Raw genomic sequence first — 25,456 nt, forward strand, 5'->3', positions numbered from 1 at the left:
TTTGAATGTCCTACGATCCCAAAAAAATTGACCTCTTTCCGACCCTGCCTGGCGTTTATTTAATGAAAAATGAAGAGGGAGAAGTTTTATATGTCGGAAAAGCTAAGAATTTACGTCAAAGAGTGAAACAATATTTTGTTCCCGGTCGAGATGGGCGACTCATGATTCCCTACTTAGTGGCTAAAATTAACTACATTGAAACGATTGTTGTCACATCGGAAAAAGAAGCCTTATTGCTTGAAAATAACCTTATTAAGCAGCATAAGCCTCGCTATAACGCTTTGTTAAAAGACGATAAAAGCTATATTGCTCTCAAAATTAGCCAAAATGATGCATGGGCCACAGTTCGTTTAGTGCGTTACAAAGGTACACCGGAGCCAGATGGCCTTTATTTCGGCCCTTATACTAGTGCACAAGCAGCTCGCCAAACATTAGATCTGTTAAATAGATTATTTCCTCTTAGACAGTGCTCTGATCAAGAATTTGCAAGGCGCACACGTCCTTGTTTACTCTATCAAATGAAGCGTTGTGTAGGCCCTTGTACACAAAAATGCACTAAAGGGGAGTATCAACAACATCTTGATCGAACAATTAAGTTTCTAAGAGGACAAAATAAAGATGTTTTAAAAGATCTTTATGAAGAAATGCGTCTTTTATCAGAACAGTTAGAATTTGAAAAAGCCAACCATCTCTTACGAACCATTCGATATATTGAGAAAACAATTGAAAGTCAATATGTAGATCGCCCTTTAGGACATGATGCTGATGCGATAGGCTTATTTCGTTATGGAGAGCATGTGGTTGTGGTCCTCATGATATTTAGAGGAGGAAAACTTGTAGGATCTCGTCATTTTGAATTTGATAATATTATTGAAGAAGATCACGAATTGTTAACTTCTTTTCTTCTACAACATTATGAAGGCGCAACTGAAATTCCTTCAGAGATTTTATTGCCAAGTAAAATTTCTGATGAACATCCTGTGGAAGAAATTTTGTCGGCAAGGCGGGAGCAAAAAGTTAATTTACAAATTCCTCAAAGAGGAGAAAAAAAAGCTTTAATTGAGATTGCTCAAAAAAACGCTGAGGCGTTATTTAAAACGCAAAAAGATGAAGCCACATTACGTGAAAAAACATTATTAGAAATGCAAGAGTTGTTATTTCTCACCAATTATCCGACACGAATCGAGTGTTTTGATAATTCTAATATTGCTGGATCAGAACCCGTTTCTTCGATGGTTGCTTTTACCGATGGGCTTAAAGACAGTAAAAGATATCGCACCTATCGTTTAAAAATTGGTTCTAAGCCTGATGACTATGCGGCAATGTATGAAGTATTAACAAGGCGTTACAAGCGGGCAAAAGAAGAAAACGACATGCCAGATTTAGTGGTCGTGGATGGGGGAAAGGGGCAATTAAACATTGCGATTAAAGTGTTTGAAGAACTTAATATTACCGGAGTAGACCTCCTTGGGCTGGCGAAAGAAGCTGGTAGACACGATAAAGGGATGACGGCCGAACAAGTCTTTACCTGTTACCAAAAAGAGCCAATTCTTTTGAAGGCAAATTCTCCTATTTTATTTCTCCTCCAAAAAATTCGAGACGAAGCGCATCGCGTGGCCATTTCTTTTCACCGTAAAAGAAGATCAAAAAAAACACTCAAAAGTGCTTTAGACGATATCCCTGGTATTGGACCTGCCAAAAGAAAAACTTTATTAACACATTTTGGAAGTTTAAAAAAAATTGAATTAGCCGCTGATGCAGAACTGCGTGAAGTAAAGGGAATTTCTGCCGCCAACATTGAAGCAATCCGCACATTCTTTCAAGGAAGAAAAGAGTGATTCATTAAAAGAGCGCGGTAAGCGTATTTATTTTAAATCCAATCTTTTTAAATAGATTTTTTAGCTGACTTTAGGCGTATTTGCATAAAAAAATCTCAATTTTACCTAAATGATTAGTAGGAACAACTTTTTATTTTTTAAAAAAATATAACTCACTAACTAGGCTTTAAAAAAATAAATATTTTTAACAAATAAAATTTATTTTTAGAATTAGAGTGTAATGAAACAATAAAATTATTTAAGTATTTTACGCTTTGGCTATGGCTCGCTCTATAGTTCGCCTAAATTTATAGATTCAAGAACGCTATGAATTTCAGACAAATTTACTTATGACTACAGATAAAAAAGACCATGAATTTCAGACAAAATAATTGTAGCTCTTAGCGAAAATTTGATCTAACTATCTAGACAGCTATTTTGTCTGAGACTCACTAAGCTAAGTGTCTTGTCTGTCTTCAGGAGGAAAATATAAAACTATAGTTCCAAGATCTTTATAATATGCATTATAATGTGTGGTTGAAGCTATCTGTTCTTTATCGGGCATGCGATTAAATTTTTCTTGATATTGAGAAGCTGTATAGTAATTAAAAGTTTTATTATCAGATTTCCAATAAAAATGAGGGCCATATCCACCTTCTCTAAGCATTCCAATATTATCTTGCAGATAGCAAAAAAATCTCGTCAGGAACCATTTTCGTGATAACCTTTTATCATTATCTTGATAAATCTGATTAATTTTAGATGCAATTTTTTTACCTGCATTTCTTTCTTCCTCCGTATATTCGAATCTCGTTTTTTCCATCAGCTCAATAACGCGTCTGGCTAAAATGTCAATGTGGAATCTATCTGAGCTTTCGGAAAAATAAACGTAACGAGTGCCCCAGAAGGTAATACCTTCTTTAACGTGTTCTATAACTGGTTCTAATTCAACAAATTTATCTGTTTGATATAAACTATTTTCTAAATGCATGTGCTTGATCCATTAAATTTTTATTTTGATAATTTTAAAGGGATACCCCAACTTTTTCGTTAAAATAATACTCAGGTGGTTTTGTATACAATTTAGCTAAGGCAGCAAGATTTTCAAAAGCACTTTTTTCTAGTTGAATATCTAACAAACGTAATTTTTTCCGCGCCCAATCCAGACAATTCGAATTTCCTCCCATTATAGAACTTTCGCCGCAGTAGGAATAAGGAATAACAACCCGATTCCTGTCTTCTTCATCAATGATATCAATGACTTTTTGGACTTCTTCACTTTGTTTCATCCAAATTACAGATCGTGTTTGAAATTCAACTTTTTTAACATCCCTATTAAGTCGTACTCTTAAACCAGTAAATTCGCCAAGTTTTGCAAAATAGTTGCCTTCTGTTATCCCTTCAAAGCAAATTAGTGCATGATTACCAAGTATTCCATTATTAGTAATCAAAGTGACAGCCCATTGAAACGAACTTACCCTTACTCGTTCATCAAGCTGACTTGGAGCGTTATAAGGTTCTATTTCAACTGTAAAATTCACATTCTTTAATTGTTCTTCTATCTTAGTGAATTCAGCACTATATCTATCCCTTTGAATTTTAATTCTATTCTTATATTCCCTAAAGTTGCGATAAGAGTTATGAGCTGCTCGTATAGTCGCTAATATACTAAATAGGGCAGCGTTACTAGGAGAAAAAAGCAAAGTCCCTAAACTAACAATGGATCCTACAGCTGTATTTACAATTACAGCATCTTTAACTGATTCAAATTCTTTTTCTTCAATAATTTGCCAAACTGCAATTTCTTTTGCTAATTTTTTATGGTCTGAGCAATTAAAAACAGTAAAAAATTTACTAAAAAATTTGCTTTGTTCTTCTAAACTTAGTCCTTCTCTTACTGTTTTAACCTTATGCACAGTTTCCATGCTGCATTGACTAGAACATGTTATGCGCTCAACCGGAACCTGAATACTTATTTTCAAGTTTTTATAAAATAATTGCCAAACAAAATCATTTTTTCTACGTAGCAAAGTAATCTCTTTCTTGCCAAATGTTTGTGTTAAAATTGGCTTCGAAAAACTTATAGTATTATCATCTTCTAAGGCGGCTTTACACTCAAAAACGTAAGAGATGGTGTTTTTTTTTGAAATTTGTTCAGCTTCTGGTTGCAGCTTTAAAATATCAGTTGTGATTTTTTTACCAGCAGCGTCACAAGTTTTGCATTTCAACTGATCATCTTTCGTAAATAAGCTAATCTTTTTTTCATTGACTGTCCAAAAATTACGAACTTTCCAATCGCTATTGATATCTATTTTTATCTCATCATTAATACGCAAGAAACAGGGATTATGATTATGTGTCACATACATGAAAAATTTCTCCTTATCATCATGAACCTTTGCCTGAAAGGCAAAGGTTTCTTTTATCACGGTTTATTAATTTAGCATTGTTTAGGGAAGAGCCAGTGAAAAAAAGACTTTGTAGAGTCTACTGACTTACCAGTACTTTTTTTTAAAACTTCTTTTGAAACTTCTGCTGTCAACTCTATTACTGAAGGGAGAGAATTTTTAACATGATTTTTAGCCGCACCTACACAACCATCAATACATGGATCTGTAAGATTTCCAACTGAAGGAACATGTTTTTTTACTGAGGCTTTTATAGTTGATCCAACCGCATCAGCTGATTTATCAATTGCTGTATCTACGTTTGTTTGTAAACTTGTTTTAACAATAGTTGTGGCGTGATTAACAACTTTGTCAGTAACTTCATTTGCATGAGTTTTTACAGAATCAGTGTCGAAGAAGACGACTGAAAAGTTTTTAGATTCATTACATATAGATGGGGACATATTATCTCCTAATTTAAAAGTTAATAAAAACATTAATAATTTTAGATGTTTGATTAATTAAAATCAATTGCAATTTAATAACAATTTTAATTTATTTGTATAAAAAAATAATGTAATTAATATTTATTTATTTAATTTAATTATTTTTTAAATAAATATTTATTTATATTTTTTTAATACTTTTAATTTATTTCTAGAAATAACTAAATGTACACTAGCATTTTTGAGGGTGTTTACTATCTGATAAACCATAAAACTTTGATGAGTTAAATGAGCTCACCTGTACTCAATAATTTTGGACCTATAAAATAAATTCGATTGATATTCACAAAGAAACATTTTTTTCGTTGCTGAAAATAGAAAGACTTCTATATAGTTGCGCTTCACTCGATGAGATATTAGCTCAGTTGGTTAGAGCGCCACGTTGACATCGTGGAGGTCAGCTGTTCGAGTCAGCTATATCTCAATCTCATTTAAAATCAATTATGCCTTTTCTTCATTCAAACAAATCTTTACGTATTCAACGCCGTTCGGTGGCAGAGCTCTTGGCTTCTGTTGTTTCTCAGCTTTTTCCTGGAGTATACTTAATGGGGGGAGGAGAGACTTCATACGGGTTTTATTATGATTTCATTTTCCAACAAAAAGTCGATAATAACCTTGTTTCTCTGATTGAAGTTCACTTAAAAACTTTAATTAAAGAAAATCATCCTATCCAAGCTTTAAGTATGATGCGTGAAAATGCGCAGGCTTTATTTGACCATCATGATCAACCTTTTTTAGCTGAGTTAGCAGGAGAAAAAGAGGAAAATATTGTTGAAATATTACAATTCAAACAATTTTATGGACTCTGCTCTTTTCCACTTATTTCTTCGACAGAAGAAATTGGCGTGGTTAAACTCTTAGAGTTGGACTTTCGACAGGAAGAGAGAGAAGGGGAAACTTTGGTTGTGACACGCTTGTTGGGTACTTCTTTTCCAGATAATCAAAAACTCAAGCAATTTTTAAAGCTATACGATAGCTATCGAAAAAAGAAAGATCATCGACAATTAGGAAGTGATTTAAATTTATTTAGTTTTCCAGAGAAATTAACGGCGTTAGAATGTGTTTGGCATCCTAAGGGAAACCTTTTGTTGATGCTTTTAAAAGAGTGGGTAACCAAAGAATTTTCTAAAATCGGGAAATGGGAACCTGTTAATACTCCTTATGTGGTTAATTCTCATTTTTTTAAATTCAATGTGGATTATTTACCGACTGTTGAGATGGGAACAGAGGAATATGTTTTTAGTCCATCTCCTTTGATTCAGCATCATTATCTTTTTAAACGCAAAAAGAAAGATTCTAGTGACTTACCTATTCATTTTTTTGAATGGGCGAAAAAATATGTCCTATCAACTCATCCTTTAAAAGAAGGATTATTCAATGCCGTTGGTTGGAGTGGAGATTTTTCTACGATCTTTTCTTCAGATGAACAACTTAACCAAGAATTCATTTCTTCCTTGCAATTCATTGAACAAATCATTAGAATCTTTGGTTTTGAAGCCCGTTGGTGTCTTGTCACTTCGAGACAAAAAAGTTTTAAATTTAGGCAAGAAAAGGCTGCAATTGATCGGATTGAGAAAATCCTTTCTCTTTGTACTTTATCTTATCCTTTGCAAGATGAACACTTCGAAAGTGATTGTTTAGAAGGACCCCGACTAGAACTCAGAGTAGCTGATGAAATTGGTCGGGAATGGGTTATATCGGCGTTGACTCTTATTTCTATTCACTATTTGAAGAAAGATAAGACTGAAAAGCAAGAAAACGAAATAACGATTCCATTTGTTATAGTAAGGCAAATATGGGAATCACTAGATCGTTTGATAGCTTTATTAATTGAACGCTTTGAAGGTAGCTTTCCTTTATGGTTAGCTCCTGAACAAGTAAGAATTTTAGCAGTTGGAGAGGGCAGCCTCTCTTATGCAAGGCAAATTGAAACTCGCTGTCGTTCTCAAGGATTGAGAGTCGGAGTTGATTTTAAAAAATCGACTAAGTTAGGCGAAAAAATACACTTGGCGGAAAAAGAAAAAGTTCCTTATCTCCTAATTATTGGAGAGCAAGAAATTAAGCGAAATGCGATAACCTTCCGATCAGTTGAAAAGCCTGGAAAAAGCGAATCAATTAGATTAGAGGAATTTTTAGAACAAATACGCCAAAAATGTGTTTGTCCAACAGTGTTGGATAATAACTATGAAGAGGAGAGACTAGATTAGCTTGAAAGTTAATAGAGAAATACGAGCTCCAAAAGTTCGAGTCATTGATCATTTAGGTGAACAAGTAGGGATTATTCCCTTATATGAAGCCTTGGCAATGGCCGAAGAACACGGATTAGACCTAGTTGAAATTGTTCCAGGGTCCAGCCCTCCCGTTTGTAAAGTCATGAATTTTGGAAAATTCCGTTATGACCAAAGTAAACGAGAGAAGGAAAATAAAAAGGCTCAACATCAAATTAAGGTAAAAGAAATTAAGCTTAAGCCAAATATTGATGTTCATGACCTTGAAACAAAAACAAGACATGCCCGAGACTTTTTAGCAAGTGGTAACAAAGTTAAAGTCACTTGTACATTTCGTGGGCGAGAAATGATGCACCCAGAGATTGGAGAGAAAATCGTTCGAGAGATGTGTCAGGAACTAGAAGATATTTCAACGCCTGAATCACCTGCGAAAATGATGGGACGCATGCTGCTTGTTGTTTTAGCCCCTGGAGGAAAAAAGAAAAAAGAGGGAGTCAAATCAAGTGGTGGGACTGAAGAGTCTACTACCAACTAGACGTAATAACTTCCTCACTGAAGAGATTTAACAATTTAGGAGAAAAGACAATGCCTAAAATGAAAACCCGCAAAGCCGTTGCTTCTAAGTTTCGCGTGACGGCAACAGGCAAGCTTAAGGCTAGTCGTCCGGGCAGACGCCATAAATTGACCGGTAAAACACCTAAGCGCAAACGTCAGTTACGTCGACCAGGACTTGTAGATGATGGTCATCTCAAGACATATAAACGTCTGATGTGTTTATAAATGAAATAGGGGAAACTCTGTTAAGGTTCTATAACTTGCTCATCTATTTTGATTGATGTCTGTTTACAGGCAAAGCATCCGGAAAGCAAGTCGTGACTTAAGCAAAAGCTTAAGTTCGTAATAAAGTTTAAGCCGTTTAACGGTAAATTGATTAACGTGGAGACTAGCTATGGTTAGAGCAACCAATGCTGTAGCTTCTCATCGTCGCAAGAAGAGATTGTTCAAGTTAGCAAAGGGTTTTGTCGGAGATCGAAAAAATCACTTGCGTTTGACGAGTGGTGCGGTTATGCGAGCGATGGCATACAATTATGCACATCGTAAACAAAAGAAGCGCGATTTTCGTAGTTTATGGATTATGCGTCTTAATGCCGCTGCCAGAATTAATGGAATTTCCTATAGTAAATTCATCTATGGGCTAAAAAAAGCGCAATGCGAACTCGATAGAAAAGTTCTTGCTGATATGGCTATCCGTGATCCTGGCAGTTTTGCTGCGATCGTAGGATTTGCAAAAGAAGCTTTAGCTTAAAATTGTGTAAACTAAAAAGCCAAGCTTAAACCTTGGCTTTTTAGTTGATGTTATTTATGATATCTCTTGTTTAACTCTATTAAGTCTCATAAGTGACTTTGTTGTGTCGTTCGACATTAAATAAATGTTCTCTTATCTTCTGATGAGGTCTTCTGTGCAGCCATTGATCAATGAAATTCGTCAGCAATTCCTCCATGATTTAGAACAAGTTCAAACTACACTTGAACTTGAGCAGCTTAAGATAAAATTTTTAGGCAAAAAAGGGTCCTTACAAGGTCTCATGAAAGAGCTTAAAAATGTTGAGCCTGATCAGCGACCTTTGGTTGGCAAATTCATCAACGAATTGAAAGAATTCATGTCTAATCATTGCGATGAATTAGAACATCAGCTAATTGCTAAAGAAGAAAATGCTCAGTTAGCTCACGAAACTATTGATGTTACATTGCCAGGGCGACAGCGATTTGTTGGCCGAAAACATCCGTTGACTCAAGCGATGGATCAAATTATCCATATTCTGTCTAAGATGGGTTTTTCGGTTCAGTATGGGCCTGATATTGATACGGACTATTACAATTTCGAAATTCTCAACTTCCCTCCTGAGCATCCAGCAAGAGATATGCAAGACACTTTTTATATCTCTCCTCATGTTTTGCTTCGTACTCATACGTCGAATATTCAAGCGCGAGCAATGGAGCTAAATAGGCCCCCCATTCGTATTATTGCTCCTGGAAAAGTTTATCGTAATGAAACAATTACAGCTCGCTCACATGTCTTTTTTCATCAAGTTGAAGCTGTTTATATCGATCAACATGTTTCGTTTGCCGATTTATTTGCGACGATGGATGAATTTTTGAAAAAATTGTTTAAGCAAACTATTGAAACTCGTTATCGACCGAGCTATTTTCCTTTTGTGGAACCAGGGCTTGAAGTAGATATTAGTTGCCTAGTTTGTGAAGGCAAAGGATGTCAACTTTGTAAGCACACAGGGTGGGTTGAAGTCGCAGGTGCTGGAATGATTCATCCCGAAGTTCTCAAAAATGGGGGCATCGATCCTGAGCACTATTCAGGTTTTGCTTGGGGGATGGGACTAGAGCGTTTAGTTATGATGTTGAGAGGGATTCAAGATATTCGTTTATTCACAGAAAATGATCTAAGATTCTTACAACAATTTACTTTGTTGTAAAAGCCAATTAGGACAAAGCATGCCTGATGCATTAGATTGGGTGGTTTCAAATGAAGAATCAGGCAGTAAACTGGTCTCGTTTTTAAGCAAGCAGTTAAGCCCCCATTATTCTTCTCGTCAACTCAAACGCATGATTGAGCAAAATGATTGTCAAGTCAATGGGCGCATAGAACGATTTGCTTCTACTTTTCTAGGAACAGGGGATAGAGTTTCTCTGAACCTTAAAAATCCTCAACAAACTTTTAATCGTCAATTAGAGCAATCTCGCATTCTTTATGAAGATGAAGATTTATTTATTTATGATAAACCTGCTGAAATGAATTGTGATGAGCAGGGAATTATTGCACTACTAAGACCCTCTTTTCCATCCATTCAATTAATTCACCGTTTAGATAGACAGACAACAGGAGTGTTAGCTTTAGCAAAGAATAAAACTACTTTTGAAGCTCTAGTTAATCAGTTTAAACAGTTGAAAGTGTCTAAAAGTTATCGGGCCATTGTTGACGGGATATTAACGTCATCTAAAGGGCATATAGAAAACTATTTAGGAAAAAAACATGTGTATCAAGGACAGTCGATTTGGGGAGAAGTTCCTTCTTTTCAAGGATTGTATGCCTCTACGTATTGGAGCTGTCTAGAAATAGGCAAAAAAGCTTCATTGGTCAGATGCTTTCCCAAAACAGGAAGAACTCATCAAATTCGTGTTCATTTGGCAGGTCTTGGACATCCCATTTTAGGGGATTATCAGTATGGAAAAAAATTCACATGTCTTTACAATCCTCCAAGATATTTACTACATGCTGAAGAAATGGGTTTTATCCATCCCAGAACAAGACAAAAGTTGATTGTTCAAGCGATTTTGCCAGAGGATTTTTTAGGTGCGTATAAAAAACTATTTGAAGGAAAGACAGCTTGAAAATCTTAATTGTAAAAACGTCTTCTTTGGGAGATATTATCCATGCTTTTCCTGCACTGCAGTTATTGAGACGTCTCTATCCTGACGCGCAAATTGATTGGGTGGTTGAAAAATCATTTGTAGAACTTATTGAGTCTCATCCCGATTTAAGCCAAGCAATTTCCATTCCGCTAAAAGAGTGGCGCAAGCAATTCTGGACTAAGCGAACGTGGCAAGCAATGGCTCAATGGATCAAAGAATTTAGACAGGTTTCTTATCAACTTGTGTTTGATTTACAGGGAAATAGTAAATCAGGTTTGATAACAAAACTAGCGAAAGGAAAGCGAAAAATTGGATTTGGGCGTCAAACTGTGTCCGAGTGGCCCAATCTTTTAGCAACTAAAGAGCGTTACAACCCTCCTGAGGGGGCAAATATTCGAGAAGATTATTTATTTTTAATTCAAAAAACTTTAGACAAACAAGAATCCCATCAAGCAGGAGTTAAACTAAACGTTTCTTTTGAACAAGAACAAAAAATTGCACAAATTCTTCACTCACCTTATTTAAAAAAATCACTCAAGGTCATGGTTTGCCCTGGATCTAATTGGCCTAATAAACAACTGACTTTAGATACATTTGAAAAGTTTCTGTCGTATTTATCGAGCCAGTATGATGCTTGCTTTGTTTTTATTTGGGGAACTTTACAGGAAAAAAAAATTGTAGGGGAGTTAACAGCTAAATTTCCAGAGACTAGTTTAATTGTAGAACGCTTAACATTACCTCTTTTGCAAACTTTAATGTTTAAAATAGATTTAGTGATTTCCGTTGATTCCTTGGCTTTACATTTAGCAGGCACGACATCGACCCCTACTTATAGTATTTTTGGACCTTCATCTGCTAAAAAATACAAACCATTAGGACTTTTACATGAAGCTTTTCAAGGATTATGTCCTTATGGGAATGTCTTTGAAAAGCGGTGTCCTATTTTGCGTACATGCCCTACAGGTAATTGTATAAAAAATATTCCGATAAACACTTTAGTCGAACATTTTTCTAAGTGGTGGTTAAACAACGGATTTGCTAAATCAAATGTTTATCATAATTAAGCTATAAACTCGCAATTAAAAATTGTTGTTTAGTATTCATTTATTTTACTATTCCTTGATCCGCAGCAAATTTAAAATATATGTCGGCCTCTTGATCGGATTGAGCCACACCTTGCCCTTTTTTATACATCACCCCGACATAATATTGAGCGAATGGATCTCCTTGGTCTGCCACGAGTTTAAAACATTCAAAAGCTTTTTTGTGAGATGGTGGAACACCTCACCCCTTTTTATACATACGTCCCAGGTTATATCGAGTGTCTGCATTACCTTGATCCGCAGCAAGTTGGTAATATTTAATAGCTTCTTGATCAGACTGCGGGACACCTTGTCCCTGTTCATACATCAATCCGAGCTTATGCTGAGCAGTTGCGTTGCCTCGATCTGCCAAAAGTTTAATCGATAAAGTTGGGGAGGAACTGTAAATAACTTTACTTTTTTTGCCATTCCAAAAAGACTTCCAATCTTCTCGAACACTTTCCGAATAAAGCCCGAATCCTAAAGAAAATAGAATTTTGCAAACTGCACGTATTCCAATTCCAATTCTACGTATTAAAGGATGTGTTTTTTCAAAGCTTCCTAAAAGCACATACATTTTCCCCTTAATTATTTTACTTTGGCTGAGTTTTGAATCTGTGCTAGAAGAAAAAGTAGAATAGTTAATAGGAGTATCACCGTCTATAAATTTTAATCGCATATGATTTCCTTTTTAATTTATTATTAATAATATATGTATATATATTATTTACAATTTTTTATTATAAATATAAAATAAAAATTAAAAATTGATTTAACGATAAAATTTTTAACAAAATCTATTTTTTGAAATATAAATCGTATTTTTTATAAAATTTATGATTGCATATAAAATATAATTTTAAATTATTCGGTTGATCTTCTCAGCAATTAGCAGTAAGCAGTAAGCAGTAAGCAGTAAGCAGTAAGCAGTAAGCAGTAAATTGATATTATTTATAGCTAACTTTTCCTACGCTATATTATTAAGGCGTCCATTTTCACGCATAGTTCTGAGGTTCCTTTGAGCAATTAGATCACCCTGATCGGCAGCGAGTTGATAATATCGAGCGGCTTCTTGATCCGATTGTGGGACACCACGACCGCTTGAATACATAACTCCGAGATTGCATTGTGCAGAGGCGTTTCCTTGTTTAGCAGCGCGTTGATAATATTTCACAGCTTTTTGATCCGATTGCTCAACACCTTTTCCATGTGCATATATGAATCCAAGGCTGAATTGAGCTTTTGCATGGCCTTGTTTAGCAGCGAGTTGATAATATCGAGCGGCTTCTTGATCCGATTGCGCGACACCTTGGCCATGCATATACATGACACCCAGGTTATATTGAGCTTTTACATGATTTTGATTAGCGGCGAGCTGATAACATTGCGCAGCATTTTGATCCGATTGTGCGACACCTTGGCCGTTTTCATACATACAACCAAGGCTGTATTGAGCATCTGCATAATTTTGATTGGCAGCAAGTTGAAAATATTTAAAAGCTTCTTGATCTGATTGTGCGACACCTTGGCCGTTTATATACCTTAATCCAAAGAGGTATTGAGATTTAGCATCGCCTTGGTCTGCCAAAAGTTTAACCGGTAAAAAAGAGGAAAAAGTATAAATGATTTTTCTTTTCTTACCATTCCAAAAAGTCTTCCAATCCTCTCTAACACTTTCAAAAAGAAGTCCGAATCCTAAAGAAAATAGAGTTTTGAAAACTGCACGTATTCCAATTTCAATCCTACGTATTAAAGGATATGTTTTTTCAAAGCTTCCTAAAAGGGTATAAGTTTTACCATTGTAAACTTTGCTTTGATTTAATTCTGAATTCAAGCAGGGGGAGAAATTAGCATATTTATTGGGGAGAACATTGCTATCTATGTATTTTACTGTCATGTTAGTCCTTTTAAATTTATTAATAATTTATAGGATTAATTAATGATTATTTTAGCGAGTTGGGCGATGCTGTATTTGTTTTTATAACGTGAGCTTTAAATCAAATTTGGCAGGTCGGCAACATTGATCGAAAGGACTAAAATATTTTAACATTTTTGATTAGATTACGAGAAGTTGCGTTTCTTTACCTACATAGCTTCAAACTTACCCTATCCTAAGCTATCCTCGATTAGATTTGTTAACAAATTTATTTTATTAATATCATCCTTCAAATTTAAATTTTATAAATAAAATTTTAAGCCAAATTAATGATATTAATTGCCTACTGACAAATTTTATTTTCTTAGTTTTCATTTTAATTGTAAAAAAATTAAGGGATTAATGCACAAAAAATTTTGAAATTCAAATTTTATTTTTTATATTATAAGTCATATTTTTGTATGAGGTTATGTGATTGCATATAATATAATTTTAAATTATCCAAATGATTCCAGCGATTAGCAGTAAAGTGAATATTATCTACAGCTAATTTTGCCCCGCTACATACATTATACAATGCATCCTTTTTACGCATGGTACCACGCATAATACTAAAATTCCTTTTTAATCGACTAAAATTCGAACGGATAAAAAGGAGTGGAAAGTATAAATAATTTTATTTTCTTACTGTTTCAAAAAGATTTTCTCTCAATCTACTCTCTAACATCTTCAGAAAAAGCCAAATTTCTAAAGGAAATAAAATTTTATTATGTAATGTTTTGGCCATTTTCATTCATAACCTCAAGATTATGCTGGGCAGTTAAATCACCTTGGTTGGCAGCGAGTTGAAAGTATTTAACCGCTTCTTGATCCGATTGTGCGACACCTTGGCCATTTTTATACATCAATCCGAGGTTGCGTTGAGCGATTGTATGATTTTGATTAGCAGCGAGTTGGTAATATTTTACAGCTTCTTGATCAGATTGTGGGACACAGTGGCCATGTGCATACATGAGTCCAAGGCTATACTGAGCGGTTGCAATACCTTGATTAGCAGCGAGTTGGCAATATTCTAAAGCTTTTTGATCAGATTGTGTAACACCTCGTCCATGTGCATAAAAAACTCCTAAGCAATACTGAGCAGCTGCATGATTTTGATTGGCAGCGAGTTGAAAATATTCCACAGCTTCTTGATCAGATTGTGGGACACCTAGGCCCTCTGCATACATTGCTCCGAGTTTGCATTGAGCAGAAGCGTTTCCTTGTTTAGCAGCAAGTTGGTAATATTCAAAACTTTTTTGGTAAGATTGTGAAACACCTCGTCCATGTACATATAAATCTCCGAGTCTGCATTGAGCAGAAGCGTTTCCTTGTTTAGCAGCAAGTTGGTAATATTTTACAGCTTCTTGATCAGACTGGGCAATGCCCCATCCATTTGCATACAGGAGTCCAAGATTATTCTGAGCAGCTGCATGATTTTGATTGGCGGCGAGTTGAAAATATTTCGCAGCTTTTTGATGAGACTGGATAGTACCTTTTCCTTCTAAATACATAACTCCAAGCTTGTATTGAGTAGTTGCATTTCCTTGCTTTACTAAAATTTTTGTAGCTAAAAAAGGGGAGGAGCTGTAAATAACTTGTTTTTTTCTACCATTCCAAAAAGATTTCCAATCTTCTCTAACTGATTCAAAAAAAAGCCCAAATCCTACAGAAAATAAAGTTTTAAAAATTACCCTTATTCCAATTTCAAATCTACTTATTAAAGAATATGTTTTTTCAAAATTTCCCAAGAGTAGATATGTTCTACCTTTGTACATCTTACTTTGTTCGAATTCTAGATTCAAACAGGAAGTAGCATTAAAATATTTATTGGAAATAGCGTTGTCGTTTATGTATTTTACTAACAATTAAATCTCTTTTTTAATTTATTAAATTTTACTATTTAATAATTTATTATTTATCAAATTTTATATTTAAATTCAGATATATTTATGTACGTTTATTCTCTTTTATTAGTATGGAAAATTGCAAATAATTTTTAAAGCTTTTATTATTTCAAAAAACTTCCAATGTTTGGACACGCTCAGAAAAAAGTTTAAAATCAAAAAAATAAAGTTTTAAAAGCTTTATGCATTTTAAATCATAATTCTGCGCTTTAAAGAATACCCTTTTTCCAAAACTTCTAAGAGTACATAGATTTTAACATTGTTTTATTTACCTAATCTAGATCCGAAAAGAAAAAACAGATTATTTAGGGAAAGTCGCCTATGAATTTTTATTGCTATACTTTTTTTTAATTTACTAAAATATAAATGATGATCTTACCTCAATTTAGCTAGTTCTGTCGAGAGATTATAGAGTTAATTTTACTTGCTGCCATTGTATCGCCTTGTTTGGCAGCAAGTTTGTAATATTTAATAGCCCCTTCTTCTGATGGAGAGACACCTCTTCCTTTTTGGTACATCATTCCGACAAAGTATTGAGCATCTGCATGGCCTTGATCAGCAGCGAGTTTAAAATATTTAAAAGCCTCTTGTTTTGATTGTATAGCATCTCGTTTTTTATCATATATGATTCCAAGATAATATTGAGCATCTGCATAACCTTGATCGGCAGCAAGTTTGTAATATTTAATAGCCTCTTGCTTTGATCGCTTAACACCTCGCCCATTTTTATACGTGTCTCCGAGCTGATATTGAGCCTTTGCATGGCCTTGATCAGCAGCGAGTTTAAAATATTTAAAAGCCTCTTGCTTTGATTGCTTAACGCCCCATCCATAAGCATACGTTAATCCAAGGCTATATTGAGCCATTACATGGCCTTGATCGGCAGCGAGTTTGTAATATTTAAAAGCTTCTTGCTCTGAATTTGTAACACACCTTCCATAGCCATATATGATTCCAAGTTTATATTGGGCCGTTGCATGGCCTTGATCGGCAGCGAGTTTAAAATATTTAAAAGCCTCTTGCTCTGAGCGTGTCACACCGCTGCCTTCATCATACATGGCTCCAAGTTTATATTGAGCCGTTGCGTCGCCTTGATCAGCAGCGAATTTAAAATATTTAAAAGCCTCTTGCTTTGATTGTGTCACACCACAGCCTTCATCATACATGGCTCCGAGGCTATATTCAGCCATTACATGGCCTTGATCGGCAGCGAGTTTAAAATATTTAAAAGTCTCTTGCTTTGATTGTGTCACACCACAGCCTTCATCATACATCAATCCGAGTTTGTATTGAGCTTTTGTATCGCCTTGGTCTGCCAAATTTTTAGTTGGTAAAAATGGGGGAGAAGAAGAGTAAATAATTTTACATTTTTTACCGTTCCAAAAAGACTTCCAATCTTCTCGAACACTTTCAGAAAAAAGCCCGACTTTTAAAGAAAATAGAGAATTGCAAAATGCACGGATTCCAATCCAAATTCTACGCACTAGTGGATATGTTTTTTCAAAGCTTCCTAAAAGTATGTACGCTTTACCATTGATTATTTTATTTTGGCTTAATTTTGAATCCATGCTAGAAGAAAGGGCAGAGTAGTTGCTAGGAGCGTTGCCATCTATAAATTTTAATTGCATAAAATTCTCTTTTTTTTAGTTTATTAATAATATTTAATTAACTTTATAATATTTTCAAATTTAATTGGGAAAATATTTACAATAAAATTCAAATATTTACTATTAAGGTAATAAAATTTGTGCACCAACAATAAATTATTAAAATAATTTTTAGAAACAATTTTATTTATTTTCGGTAAAAATGCGGAAGAGAACGAGTAAATATTTTTTTGCTTTTTACGGCTCTCAAAAAAAAATTCCAAACTTATCGAATATTTTCGAAAAAAAGTACCGAAGTTTAAAGAAAATAAAATTTTAAAAATATAGGTAAATTAATCCCAATTCTACGCATTAAAGGATGTGTTTTTTCCAAAACTTTCCCTAAGCTTATATGGTTTACATCCTTATATATTTTAATTTGTTCTTCGGAGCTAAACAAAAAGAAAAATTAACTTATTTATTAGGATAATATTTCTTATAAATATTTTACTAACATTTAATTCTCTTTTTTAATTTATTAATTTTATCTTTTAATGATTTAAAATTTATATAATTAGTTGTTTAAAAACTAATAAATTTGTATTTATTTTCCTTTATTAATGAGGTGAATTTGTAAATATTTTTTAATATTTTATTATTCTAATAATACTTTCAATTTTTTCTAATACTTCCAACAAAATCTTAAACTTTAAGTGATAAATTTTTAAAATCTTTGTGCATTCTAAACACAATTCTAAGCTTTAAAGAATATGTTTTTTTCCAAGTTTTTTAAAAAGACATGGGTCTTAAATATTGCTTTATTTTTGACTAACCTTAAAGCTTAAAAAAACAGATTATTTATGAGGAAAGTCGGCTATGAATTTTAATCGTATATGACTTCCTTTTTAATTTATTAAAATATAAATTTTGATTTTAAACTAATTTAGTTAGTTTTTTTGAGAAATAATAGAGTCAATTTTTATTGCTGCCTGAGTATTCCCTTGTTCAGCAGCAAGTTGATAATATCTCAGAGCTTCTTGACTGGATTGTTCAACTCCTAGCCCCTTTTTATACATAGTCCCAAGCTCGTATTGAGCATCTGCATGGCCTTGATCGGCAGCGAGTTTGTAATATTTAGCAGCTTCTTGATCAGATTGTGTGACGCCTAGTCCATTGGCATACATAAACCCAAGAGCACATTGAGCATCTGCCTCACCTTGATCGGCTGCAAATTTAAAGTATTTAGCGGCTTCTTGATGGGATTGTGTAATACCTTTTCCCTGGAAATACATAAATCCAAGAGCACATTGAGCAATTGCCTCACCTTGGTCAGCTATGAGTTCAAAATATTTAATAGCTTCTTGGTGAGATTGTGGAACCCGTTTTCCTTTTGCATACATGAATGCAAGATTATATTGAGCATTTACATCGCCTTGATCGGCAGCGAGTTTAAAATATTTAATAGCTTCTTGATTGGATTGCTCAACTCCTAACCCCTTTTTATACATAGTTCCAAGTTTGGATTGAGCATTTACATCGCCTTGATCGGCAGCGAGTTTAAAATATTTAAAAGTTTCTTGATTCGTTTGTGCAATATCATGGCTTTCTATAATGAGCTTGAGCTCAAGCTGCGCTTCTGCATGGCCTTGTTTGGCAGCAAGCTGAAAATATTTAGTAGCTTCTTGATTCGATTGGGAGACACCTCGACCCTTTTTATATCTAATTCCAATAATGAATTGAGCATCTGCATGGCCTTGATCAGCAGCGAATTTAAAATATTTAATAGCCTCTTGCTCTGAATGCACAACGCCCCGCCCATTGATATACATGCATCCAAGGTTGTATTGAGCCTTTACATCACCTTGATCAGCAGCAAGTTTAAAATATTTAAAAGCTTCTGCATCTGATTGTGCGACAACTTGACCATTTTTATACATGAGTCCAAGCTCGCATTGAGCTTTTGCATCGCCTTGGTCTGCCAAAAGTTTAATTGGTAAAAATGAGGGAGAAGAGGAGTAAATAATTTTACTTTTTTTACCGCTCCAAAAAGACTTCCAATCTTCTCGAACACTTTCAGAAAAAAGCCCTAAGCCTAACGTACATAAAGTCTTAAAAGCTGCATATATTCCAATTCCAATTCTACGCATTAAAGGGTATGTTTTTTCAAAGCTTCCTAAAAGGATATATGTTTTACCATTGTTTATCGTACTTTGGCTTAATTTTAGATCCGGACTGGAAGAAAGAGCAGAGTAGCTGCTAGGAATATCGCCATCTATAAATTTTGATCGCATATAATTCCTTTTTTAATTCATTAAAAAATAAATAATAATTTTATAATAGTTTAGCTATTTTGTTGAGAAATAATAGAGTCAATTTTTCCTGCTACCTGGACATTCCCTTGATCAGTAGCAAGTTGATAATATCTCAAAGCTTCTTGACTGGATTGTACAACACCTAGCCCCTTTTTTACAGAGTTAGAGTTTCAAGCTCGTATTGGGCATCTGCATGGCCTTGATCGGCAGCAAGTTTGTAATATTTAGCAGCCTCTTGCTCTGATTGCGTAACGCCTCGCCCATTCGCATACCTGGCTCCAAGGTTGTATTGAGCCTTTGCATCACCTTGATCGGCAGCAAGTTTATAATATTTAGTAGCCTCTTGCTCTGATTGCGTAACACCTCGTCCATTGGAATATCTGACTCCAAGGTTGTATTGAGCCTTTGCATGACCTTGATCGGCAGCAAGTTTGTAATATTTAATAGCCTCTTGATCTGATTGCATAACACCTCGTCCATTGGAATATCTGACTCCAAGGTTGTATTGAGCATCTACATAGCCTTGATCGGCAGCGAGTTTGTAATATTTAGCGGCTTCTTGCTCTGATCGCATAACGCCTTGCCCATTCACATACCTGACTCCAAGATTATATTGAGCATCTGCATGACCTTGATCGGCAGCAAGTTTGTAATATTTAAAAGCTTCTTGATCTGATTGCGTAACACCTCGTCCATTGGAATATCTGACTCCGAGGTTGTATTGAGCATTTGCATGGCCTTGTTCGGCAGCGAGTTTAAAATATTTAAAAGCTTCTGCATCTGATTGTGTAACACCCAGTCCATTGGCATATATAAATCCAAGAGCATATTGAGCATCTGCATGACCTTGTTCGGCAGCGAGTTTGTAATATTTAATAGCTTCTTGCTCTGATTGTGCAATACCCCACCTATTGGCATACATAAATCCAAGAGCATATTGAGCATCTGCATGGCCTTGTTCGGCAGCGAGTTTGTAATATTTAATAGCTTCTTGATCTGATTGTGTCACACCCCGCCCATTGGCATACCTGACCCCAAGGTTATATTGAGCATCTGCATGACCTTGTTTGGCAGCGAGTTTAAAATATTTAATAGCTTCTGCATCTGATTGTGTCACACCACAGCTTTCATCATACATCAATCCGAGTTTGTATTGAGCTTTTGCATCGCCTTGGTCTGCCAAAAGTTTAGTTGGTAAAAATGAGGGAGAAGAAGAGTAAATAATTTTACTTTTTTTACCGCTCCAAAAAGACTTCCAATCTTCTCGAACACTTTCAGAAAAAATCCCTAAGCCTAACGTACATAAAGTCTTAAAAGCTGCATATATTCCAATTCCAATTCTACGCTTTAAAGGGTATGTTTTTTCAAAGCTTCCTAAAAGAATATATGTTTTACCATTGTTTATTGTACTCTGGCTTAATTTTAGATCTGGACTGGAAGAAAGAGCAGAGTAGCTGCTAGGAATATCGCCATCTATATATTTTAATTGCATAGAGTTTCCCTTTTTTAATTTACTAGTAAATTTTATAATGCGTCGTTTTTTTATCTATTAATAATTATCATGTATTTTTATGTAATTTACAATTTAATTTTTATTGTTGCTTATAAAATAGTAAATAAATATAAATTTAATAATAAAAAATTTGGCTAAATCTTCAGTTATTTTAAATAATATTTGGATTATTACTTAGGATTTATAATTTTGATTAGAGAAATATAAACAAATACATTTCAATGGTGAGAAACACCTAAGCTACTCGATAATAATTAAAATAAATTTAGTATTAAAAATTTTTAGAAAAAATGGCGTAAAATTTATAGATATAACAACAAATTTGATTAAAAGATTAATTTAAAAACTAATATTTATTTGTTAATAATATTTATTAAGTTTAAATTATTTTTAATAATAGCAAAAAAGAAGTTGCTAAAACAAAATAGTCTTTTGAAGCATGATTTTGATTAGCAGCGGCTTAAAATTATTTATATTTTCAAAAAGAAATCTAAAACAAAAGTTAATAAAGTTTGAAAAACTGCATAAACACCAATGTTTAATCTATGCTCTATAGAATATATGTTTTACTTTTGTATACTTTGGTTTGACTTAAATTTTGGATTTGAATGGGGAATAGGGGAGGGAAGAGTTTACAAAAATTTATTCGCCTATAAATTTTATTGCCATAGGATGAAATTTCGATACTTCATTTTTATAAAAAATTTGTAAAAGTTCTTCAACTCTAAATTTTCACTTGTATTTAGATACAAAAAATTTAAGCTAAAAAAATTTTAATTAAATATTTAATTAATGTTTTATGCAGAAGATATTTTAAGTCCGATGATAGAAATAATAAGACAGACAAGAAAAAATAAACGCCAAAAATCTATAGACTCGCCAAAATAAAGAATACCAATCACAGCTGTTCCCACTGCTCCCATGCCAGTCCAAATAGCATAAGCTGTTCCTAATGGAATAGTTTTTAAGCTTAAGGAAAGTGCTAAAAAGCTGCAAACCGAGAAAATAAAAAAAATAGCTGTTGGCCATAGACGAGTAAAATTATTAGACAACTTAAGAAAAGTCGTAAACCCTATTTCAAATAAACCAGCAATCAATAAATATATCCAGCCCAAATTAAATCTCAACAAGTAAATAGTTAAAAAGAATTACAAGTAATGTCTCGGGTAAAATTTTTTGTAAGAATTATTTGATAGATTAAACCTTAAAGAATTTCAAGAGCTAAATTTTTTGCCTTACTTTTTGCTTTTAAATGAAGCTGGGTGTCAGCCTGTTCATTTTTATTATATTAAATTGAAATATTAGTGTTGCTTGAATCGCACTGAGTCGAAAATATAATAATTTTTAAGTGGTTTATGTGGCATTTGATTCTCTAAATAAGGTGGTACAGAGTTTAAATATTTATCTCTATTTTGGTTAAAAAGTAGTATTTTAAAAAAGCGTTGAATTTGTGAGTCACAATCTCCAGGATTAATTAGAAACCAATTTTTTAGGGATGGAGCAAAAAGTAGCCAAAAGGTGCTGAAGAACTTGTAGCGTTTCTTTGAAAATATCGACATCGGGTTCGAGTAAATCTAAACCCTTTTGATCAAACCACTGATAAATTAGAGATTCGCTTGGCGATGAGCTTTTAGCAGAGATTAAATTTGCTACGTAAATGAAATCCATGTGTTGGTGCGCAGGTTGATCTTTATAAGGGGGGATTTCTTCTAGTAGGCATAAATAGGGTCTTTCAAAGCTATTTGCATTCCAATAATTCACCCAAATATTTTCTTGGGAGATCAATTCAATTTCCAAACCTGTTTCTTCTCTCACTTCCCGACGAGCTGCTTCTACTGGTGTTTCATTATTTTCTACATGTCCACCTGGAGGAAGCCACTTTTGAAGTTTAGGATGTTTAATTAACAAAATTTTTTGATCATTAATAATGTAAACACTTGCTGTAAACTGTTTATTCATGTAATAAATCCAAATTCAAATGATTCTAATTTTAAAAAAATATTTCTGCAATTGATGTTAACGAATTGTTGATTTTTTCGTCCTATTATTTAAAGGAGAAACCAAATGGATGATTTTAAAGCTCTTATTATCACCATTGAACGTTTGTTAGCCCCAAATGGTTGTCCATGGGATCGAGAGCAAACGCTTCAATCGATGCGAAGTTCAGTCATTGAAGAAGTCTACGAACTAGTAGAAGCCATCGATCTTGAAAACAATGAAAAAATTAAAGAGGAGCTTGGTGATCTTTGTTTTAATGTGATTTTTTTAGGAAAACTGGCTGAACGAGACAAAAAATTTTCTTTGCATGATATGTTGAAAGAGATTAATGAAAAACTGATTAGGCGGCATCCTCATATTTTTGAAGAAATTCAGCTTGATTCAGTTGCACAAGTGAAGCATCAATGGGAAATAATTAAGAAAAATGAAAAAGGTAATCGGTGGAGACAGAGTGTGTTGGACGGGATTCCTAAAGATTTCCCTTCATTGGCGCGGGCAGAGAAAATGATTAAAGAATTTGAAAAAACCGATTTTGCATGGCAAAATCGAGAACATTTTTCTTCCCAAGAGGACCTATTTGCGCAAGACTTATTAAATCTAATTAAAAAGGCCTCTCAAAATGGAATAAAGGTAGAAACAACACTTCGTAAAATGCTATCTCAATTAGAACAACAATTTCGTCAGTGGGAAAATGCTCAAAAACGTGTAGAATCTGCTTGATAGAAAACACAACTCGTTATAAAATGACATTTTCTTAGAGTTTACCGATAAATAAAGTTTAACCGGGGACCTCATGGAATAAATTAGTTCGAACCAGGTCAGGACAGGAATGTAGCAGCCTTAAGAATCATACTTATGCCTTGAGATAATCTCCGGTTTTTTATTTTAATCTCAAACTTCCTTTCTACTGATTTCTTCAACCAGTTTTTCCTTTTCAGCTATCGCTACAAATGCTTTTCGCTTAGGAAGAAAAATGTAATGACTAGTTCCTTATCACTCCAAATAAATTCGCGAATAGATTTCTACTGTATGTAAAAAAGGAAGATTATTTTGGGATGATTTAAGAAGTAATTGGTAAATAGTTTGAGAATAAACTAGAAACAGACCACTGAAAACTTTGTTTGAAGAGCAAACTAAGTTTTTAAGCCGGGTTCATTTTTGAATTTAGTTTGTTTAAAGTGAGGGATCTTGCGATGCTTAGGCGCATTTTAGGGATATTGTAAAACTTTTCGAGCCTAATAAAAAAAGCATGGTAGCTTATTTTTTTGAGTCAATGATCTCAAATTCTGTATAAATTTCATAGGAAAAGAGAAGATTATGTGCCCATAAGGATTAAGCAATCCTAGTTAACTTACGCAAAGAATAATCGCTAATCTTTTTTATTTGGTTCCGCAATCACTTCTGCACACATAACAAAATCATATGCATAATCGTCCAGATGTGTTTTAGGCATAACCCCTTACTTAGATTCATGTGATGCATAGAATGTGTCTGAAGCCTTTTTAGATTGTTTGTTGTGATAGCTCAAGCAAGTGATTTGTACACCTCATCTCAACCAATTTCGCAACCTTTCACCATTTAATTCGACATAATTAGTGAGTCATGTCCAAATTAACTTTAAGCACTCTTTTTGCGTTCGATTTCTAAGAGAAATAAATTGTTCAAGTTTTAATTAACCAAATTCTTTCAAAGATTGCTCGCATTCTTTTTCGTGAGATAAACGTTGAGAGGAATGGTTAGGAGCTACTAATGTGGAATTAGTTTTAATGATTTTTAAAATACATGTAAAACTAGTCAACATTCACAGAATAATTTATATAAAAGAGTTTTTTGATAAAGGTCAACCCACACTATAATTAAATGCAATGAACCCATAACTACAAACGAGATTGACAGATGTTAGGTGATGTAGAACTTCAAGAACATATTCAACAACACGTGAATACATTAGCTTTTGGATTAATTTTAGCTATTATCACAGGATATTTTGCATGGCATAAAGGGTTTTTTCGCCCTTTTCCCTTTACTTGTGTTCCTGTGATTAGCGGGAAAAGTGTTTTAAAAGGTTTCATGGCCTTTATTTTAGCAGAATTGATTGTATTTCCAGCCTTGTTTGAAGTGATAAGTCAAATTTTTTTTGATATTAGCTTACAACATTTATCTAGTATAGCGAAAGGATGGGTTAATGTTCTGATTATATTCGGAGGTTTTTTAGCTGTCTTAATGGTTTATTTTGACTTGAATCTTAATGTAAGATTGCAAATTTTTAAACAAACTCCCCTTGTTTGGTACAAGCAATTGAGTATTGGAATACAGGCTTGGCTGATTAGTTATCCTTTTGTGATGGTGTTAAGCCAACTGCTTGCAATTTTGATGTTAGTGATTTTTAAACAACCGGCTACAGAACAAATTGTTGTAGAAAATTTTAAACGCATTCTTTCAAGTCCTCTTTTAGTTTCAGTAACAGCTCTGGAAATTATTGTCCTTGTGCCTATTACAGAGGAATTTCTGTTTAGGGGGCTTTTACAAAATTGGTTGAAAAGCCAATTCAAACATACTTCTTTAGCAATAGGAATAACCTCTTTGATTTTCGCCCTGTTTCATTTTTCTACTAAACAAGGAATTACAAATATTGAATTGTTATTTTCTCTGTTTATTCTTTCTAGTTTTTTGGGATTCATCTACGAAAAACAACGTTCGTTATGGGCATCTATTGGACTTCACGGATTTTTTAATATGATGAGCGTCATTTTTATTTTAATGTCGAAATAAAAGGTAA

Annotated in this window: 22 protein-coding genes, 1 tRNA gene and 1 other RNA gene; 12 read left to right on the top strand and 12 right to left on the bottom strand. The window is 33.9% G+C overall.

What is annotated here, in order from left to right:
- The first annotated feature begins 5 nt into the window (after positions 1-5).
- The gene (uvrC, locus tag PC_RS03345) at positions 6-1,838 is read left to right on the top strand and encodes an excinuclease ABC subunit UvrC (protein ID WP_011175247.1); all 1,833 of its coding nucleotides are present in this window, start codon (positions 6-8) and stop codon (positions 1,836-1,838) included.
- 436 nt (positions 1,839-2,274) lie between these two features.
- Here the strand turns inward: uvrC and PC_RS03350 are convergent, their stop codons facing one another.
- Genes PC_RS03350 through PC_RS03360 form a run of 3 tightly spaced genes read right to left on the bottom strand, consistent with a single transcriptional unit; the run spans position 2,275 to position 4,668 of the window.
- Positions 2,275-2,808 carry a hypothetical protein gene (locus PC_RS03350; protein WP_011175248.1) on the bottom strand — a complete coding sequence of 178 codons (534 nt, stop codon included), beginning with the start codon at positions 2,806-2,808 and terminating at the stop codon, positions 2,275-2,277.
- 34 nt (positions 2,809-2,842) lie between these two features.
- Positions 2,843-4,246 carry a hypothetical protein gene (locus PC_RS03355; protein ID WP_181679041.1) on the bottom strand — a complete coding sequence of 468 codons (1,404 nt, stop codon included), beginning with the start codon at positions 4,244-4,246 and terminating at the stop codon, positions 2,843-2,845.
- 11 nt (positions 4,247-4,257) lie between these two features.
- Positions 4,258-4,668 (bottom strand): hypothetical protein, encoded by a 411-nt coding sequence (locus PC_RS03360; protein WP_011175250.1) that lies wholly within the window; start codon positions 4,666-4,668, stop codon positions 4,258-4,260.
- A 392-nt stretch (positions 4,669-5,060) separates the two neighbouring features.
- Here PC_RS03360 and PC_RS03365 point away from each other — a divergent pair.
- The 8 genes from PC_RS03365 (at position 5,061) to PC_RS03400 (ending at position 11,428) form a co-directional block, all read left to right on the top strand.
- A tRNA-Val gene (locus PC_RS03365) sits at positions 5,061-5,134 on the top strand.
- A 19-nt stretch (positions 5,135-5,153) separates the two neighbouring features.
- A complete protein-coding gene (locus PC_RS10300; protein WP_079890397.1) occupies positions 5,154-6,917 on the top strand; it encodes a His/Gly/Thr/Pro-type tRNA ligase C-terminal domain-containing protein in 1,764 nt (587 codons plus the stop codon).
- Between the two features lies 1 nt (position 6,918).
- Positions 6,919-7,473 (top strand): translation initiation factor IF-3, encoded by a 555-nt coding sequence (infC, locus tag PC_RS03375; RefSeq protein ID WP_011175252.1) that lies wholly within the window; start codon positions 6,919-6,921, stop codon positions 7,471-7,473.
- Between the two features lie 50 nt (positions 7,474-7,523).
- Positions 7,524-7,718: a 50S ribosomal protein L35 gene (rpmI, locus tag PC_RS03380; RefSeq protein ID WP_011175253.1), complete on the top strand. Its 195-nt coding sequence runs from the start codon at positions 7,524-7,526 to the stop codon at positions 7,716-7,718.
- A 169-nt stretch (positions 7,719-7,887) separates the two neighbouring features.
- Positions 7,888-8,244, top strand: a complete 357-nt coding sequence (rplT, locus tag PC_RS03385) for a 50S ribosomal protein L20 (protein ID WP_011175254.1) — start codon at positions 7,888-7,890, stop codon at positions 8,242-8,244.
- Positions 8,245-8,386: 142 nt separating this feature from the next.
- Complete coding sequence (gene pheS, locus PC_RS03390) at positions 8,387-9,427, top strand: phenylalanine--tRNA ligase subunit alpha (protein WP_011175255.1); 1,041 nt, start codon at positions 8,387-8,389, stop codon at positions 9,425-9,427.
- 19 nt (positions 9,428-9,446) lie between these two features.
- Positions 9,447-10,343, top strand: a complete 897-nt coding sequence (locus PC_RS03395; RefSeq protein WP_011175256.1) for an RluA family pseudouridine synthase — start codon at positions 9,447-9,449, stop codon at positions 10,341-10,343.
- Positions 10,340-11,428 (top strand): glycosyltransferase family 9 protein, encoded by a 1,089-nt coding sequence (locus PC_RS03400; RefSeq protein WP_011175257.1) that lies wholly within the window; start codon positions 10,340-10,342, stop codon positions 11,426-11,428. Before PC_RS03395 ends, PC_RS03400 begins: the two co-directional genes overlap by 4 nt.
- Before the next feature lie 40 nt (positions 11,429-11,468).
- Here the strand turns inward: PC_RS03400 and PC_RS11690 are convergent, their stop codons facing one another.
- The 9 genes from PC_RS11690 to PC_RS03440 form a co-directional block, all read right to left on the bottom strand.
- Positions 11,469-11,603, bottom strand: coding sequence for an SEL1-like repeat protein (locus tag PC_RS11690; RefSeq protein ID WP_232086052.1), 135 nt, complete (start codon positions 11,601-11,603; stop codon positions 11,469-11,471).
- A 45-nt stretch (positions 11,604-11,648) separates the two neighbouring features.
- Positions 11,649-12,125 (bottom strand): tetratricopeptide repeat protein, encoded by a 477-nt coding sequence (locus PC_RS11070; RefSeq protein WP_011175258.1) that lies wholly within the window; start codon positions 12,123-12,125, stop codon positions 11,649-11,651.
- Between the two features lie 288 nt (positions 12,126-12,413).
- Positions 12,414-13,343, bottom strand: a complete 930-nt coding sequence (locus PC_RS03410; RefSeq protein ID WP_011175259.1) for a tetratricopeptide repeat protein — start codon at positions 13,341-13,343, stop codon at positions 12,414-12,416.
- 746 nt (positions 13,344-14,089) lie between these two features.
- Positions 14,090-15,229: a tetratricopeptide repeat protein gene (locus tag PC_RS03415; protein WP_011175260.1), complete on the bottom strand. Its 1,140-nt coding sequence runs from the start codon at positions 15,227-15,229 to the stop codon at positions 14,090-14,092.
- A 428-nt stretch (positions 15,230-15,657) separates the two neighbouring features.
- Entirely contained in the window at positions 15,658-16,896 is a 1,239-nt protein-coding gene (locus PC_RS03420) for an SEL1-like repeat protein (protein WP_011175261.1), read from the bottom strand.
- Between the two features lie 905 nt (positions 16,897-17,801).
- The gene (locus PC_RS03425; protein WP_011175263.1) at positions 17,802-19,145 is read right to left on the bottom strand and encodes a tetratricopeptide repeat protein; all 1,344 of its coding nucleotides are present in this window, start codon (positions 19,143-19,145) and stop codon (positions 17,802-17,804) included.
- 175 nt (positions 19,146-19,320) lie between these two features.
- The gene (locus PC_RS03430; protein ID WP_011175264.1) at positions 19,321-20,658 is read right to left on the bottom strand and encodes an SEL1-like repeat protein; all 1,338 of its coding nucleotides are present in this window, start codon (positions 20,656-20,658) and stop codon (positions 19,321-19,323) included.
- Positions 20,659-21,476: 818 nt separating this feature from the next.
- On the bottom strand, positions 21,477-21,794 hold the full coding sequence (locus tag PC_RS03435; protein WP_044044870.1) for a DMT family transporter: 318 nt from the start codon (positions 21,792-21,794) through the stop codon (positions 21,477-21,479).
- A 355-nt stretch (positions 21,795-22,149) separates the two neighbouring features.
- Complete coding sequence (locus tag PC_RS03440; protein WP_052278644.1) at positions 22,150-22,638, bottom strand: NUDIX hydrolase; 489 nt, start codon at positions 22,636-22,638, stop codon at positions 22,150-22,152.
- Positions 22,639-22,743: 105 nt separating this feature from the next.
- Here PC_RS03440 and PC_RS03445 point away from each other — a divergent pair, with 105 nt between their 5' ends.
- From PC_RS03445 to PC_RS03450, 3 genes are all read left to right on the top strand, one after another.
- Positions 22,744-23,397 carry a MazG family protein gene (locus PC_RS03445; RefSeq protein ID WP_011175267.1) on the top strand — a complete coding sequence of 218 codons (654 nt, stop codon included), beginning with the start codon at positions 22,744-22,746 and terminating at the stop codon, positions 23,395-23,397.
- Between the two features lie 61 nt (positions 23,398-23,458).
- Positions 23,459-23,557: signal recognition particle sRNA small type (gene ffs / locus PC_RS10305), an RNA gene on the top strand.
- A gap of 1,016 nt (positions 23,558-24,573) precedes the next feature.
- Positions 24,574-25,449 carry a CPBP family intramembrane glutamic endopeptidase gene (locus tag PC_RS03450; protein ID WP_011175268.1) on the top strand — a complete coding sequence of 292 codons (876 nt, stop codon included), beginning with the start codon at positions 24,574-24,576 and terminating at the stop codon, positions 25,447-25,449.
- Positions 25,450-25,456 lie beyond the last annotated feature (7 nt).

Source organism: Candidatus Protochlamydia amoebophila UWE25, from assembly GCF_000011565.2.
Lineage (GTDB): Bacteria > Chlamydiota > Chlamydiia > Chlamydiales > Parachlamydiaceae > Protochlamydia > Protochlamydia amoebophila.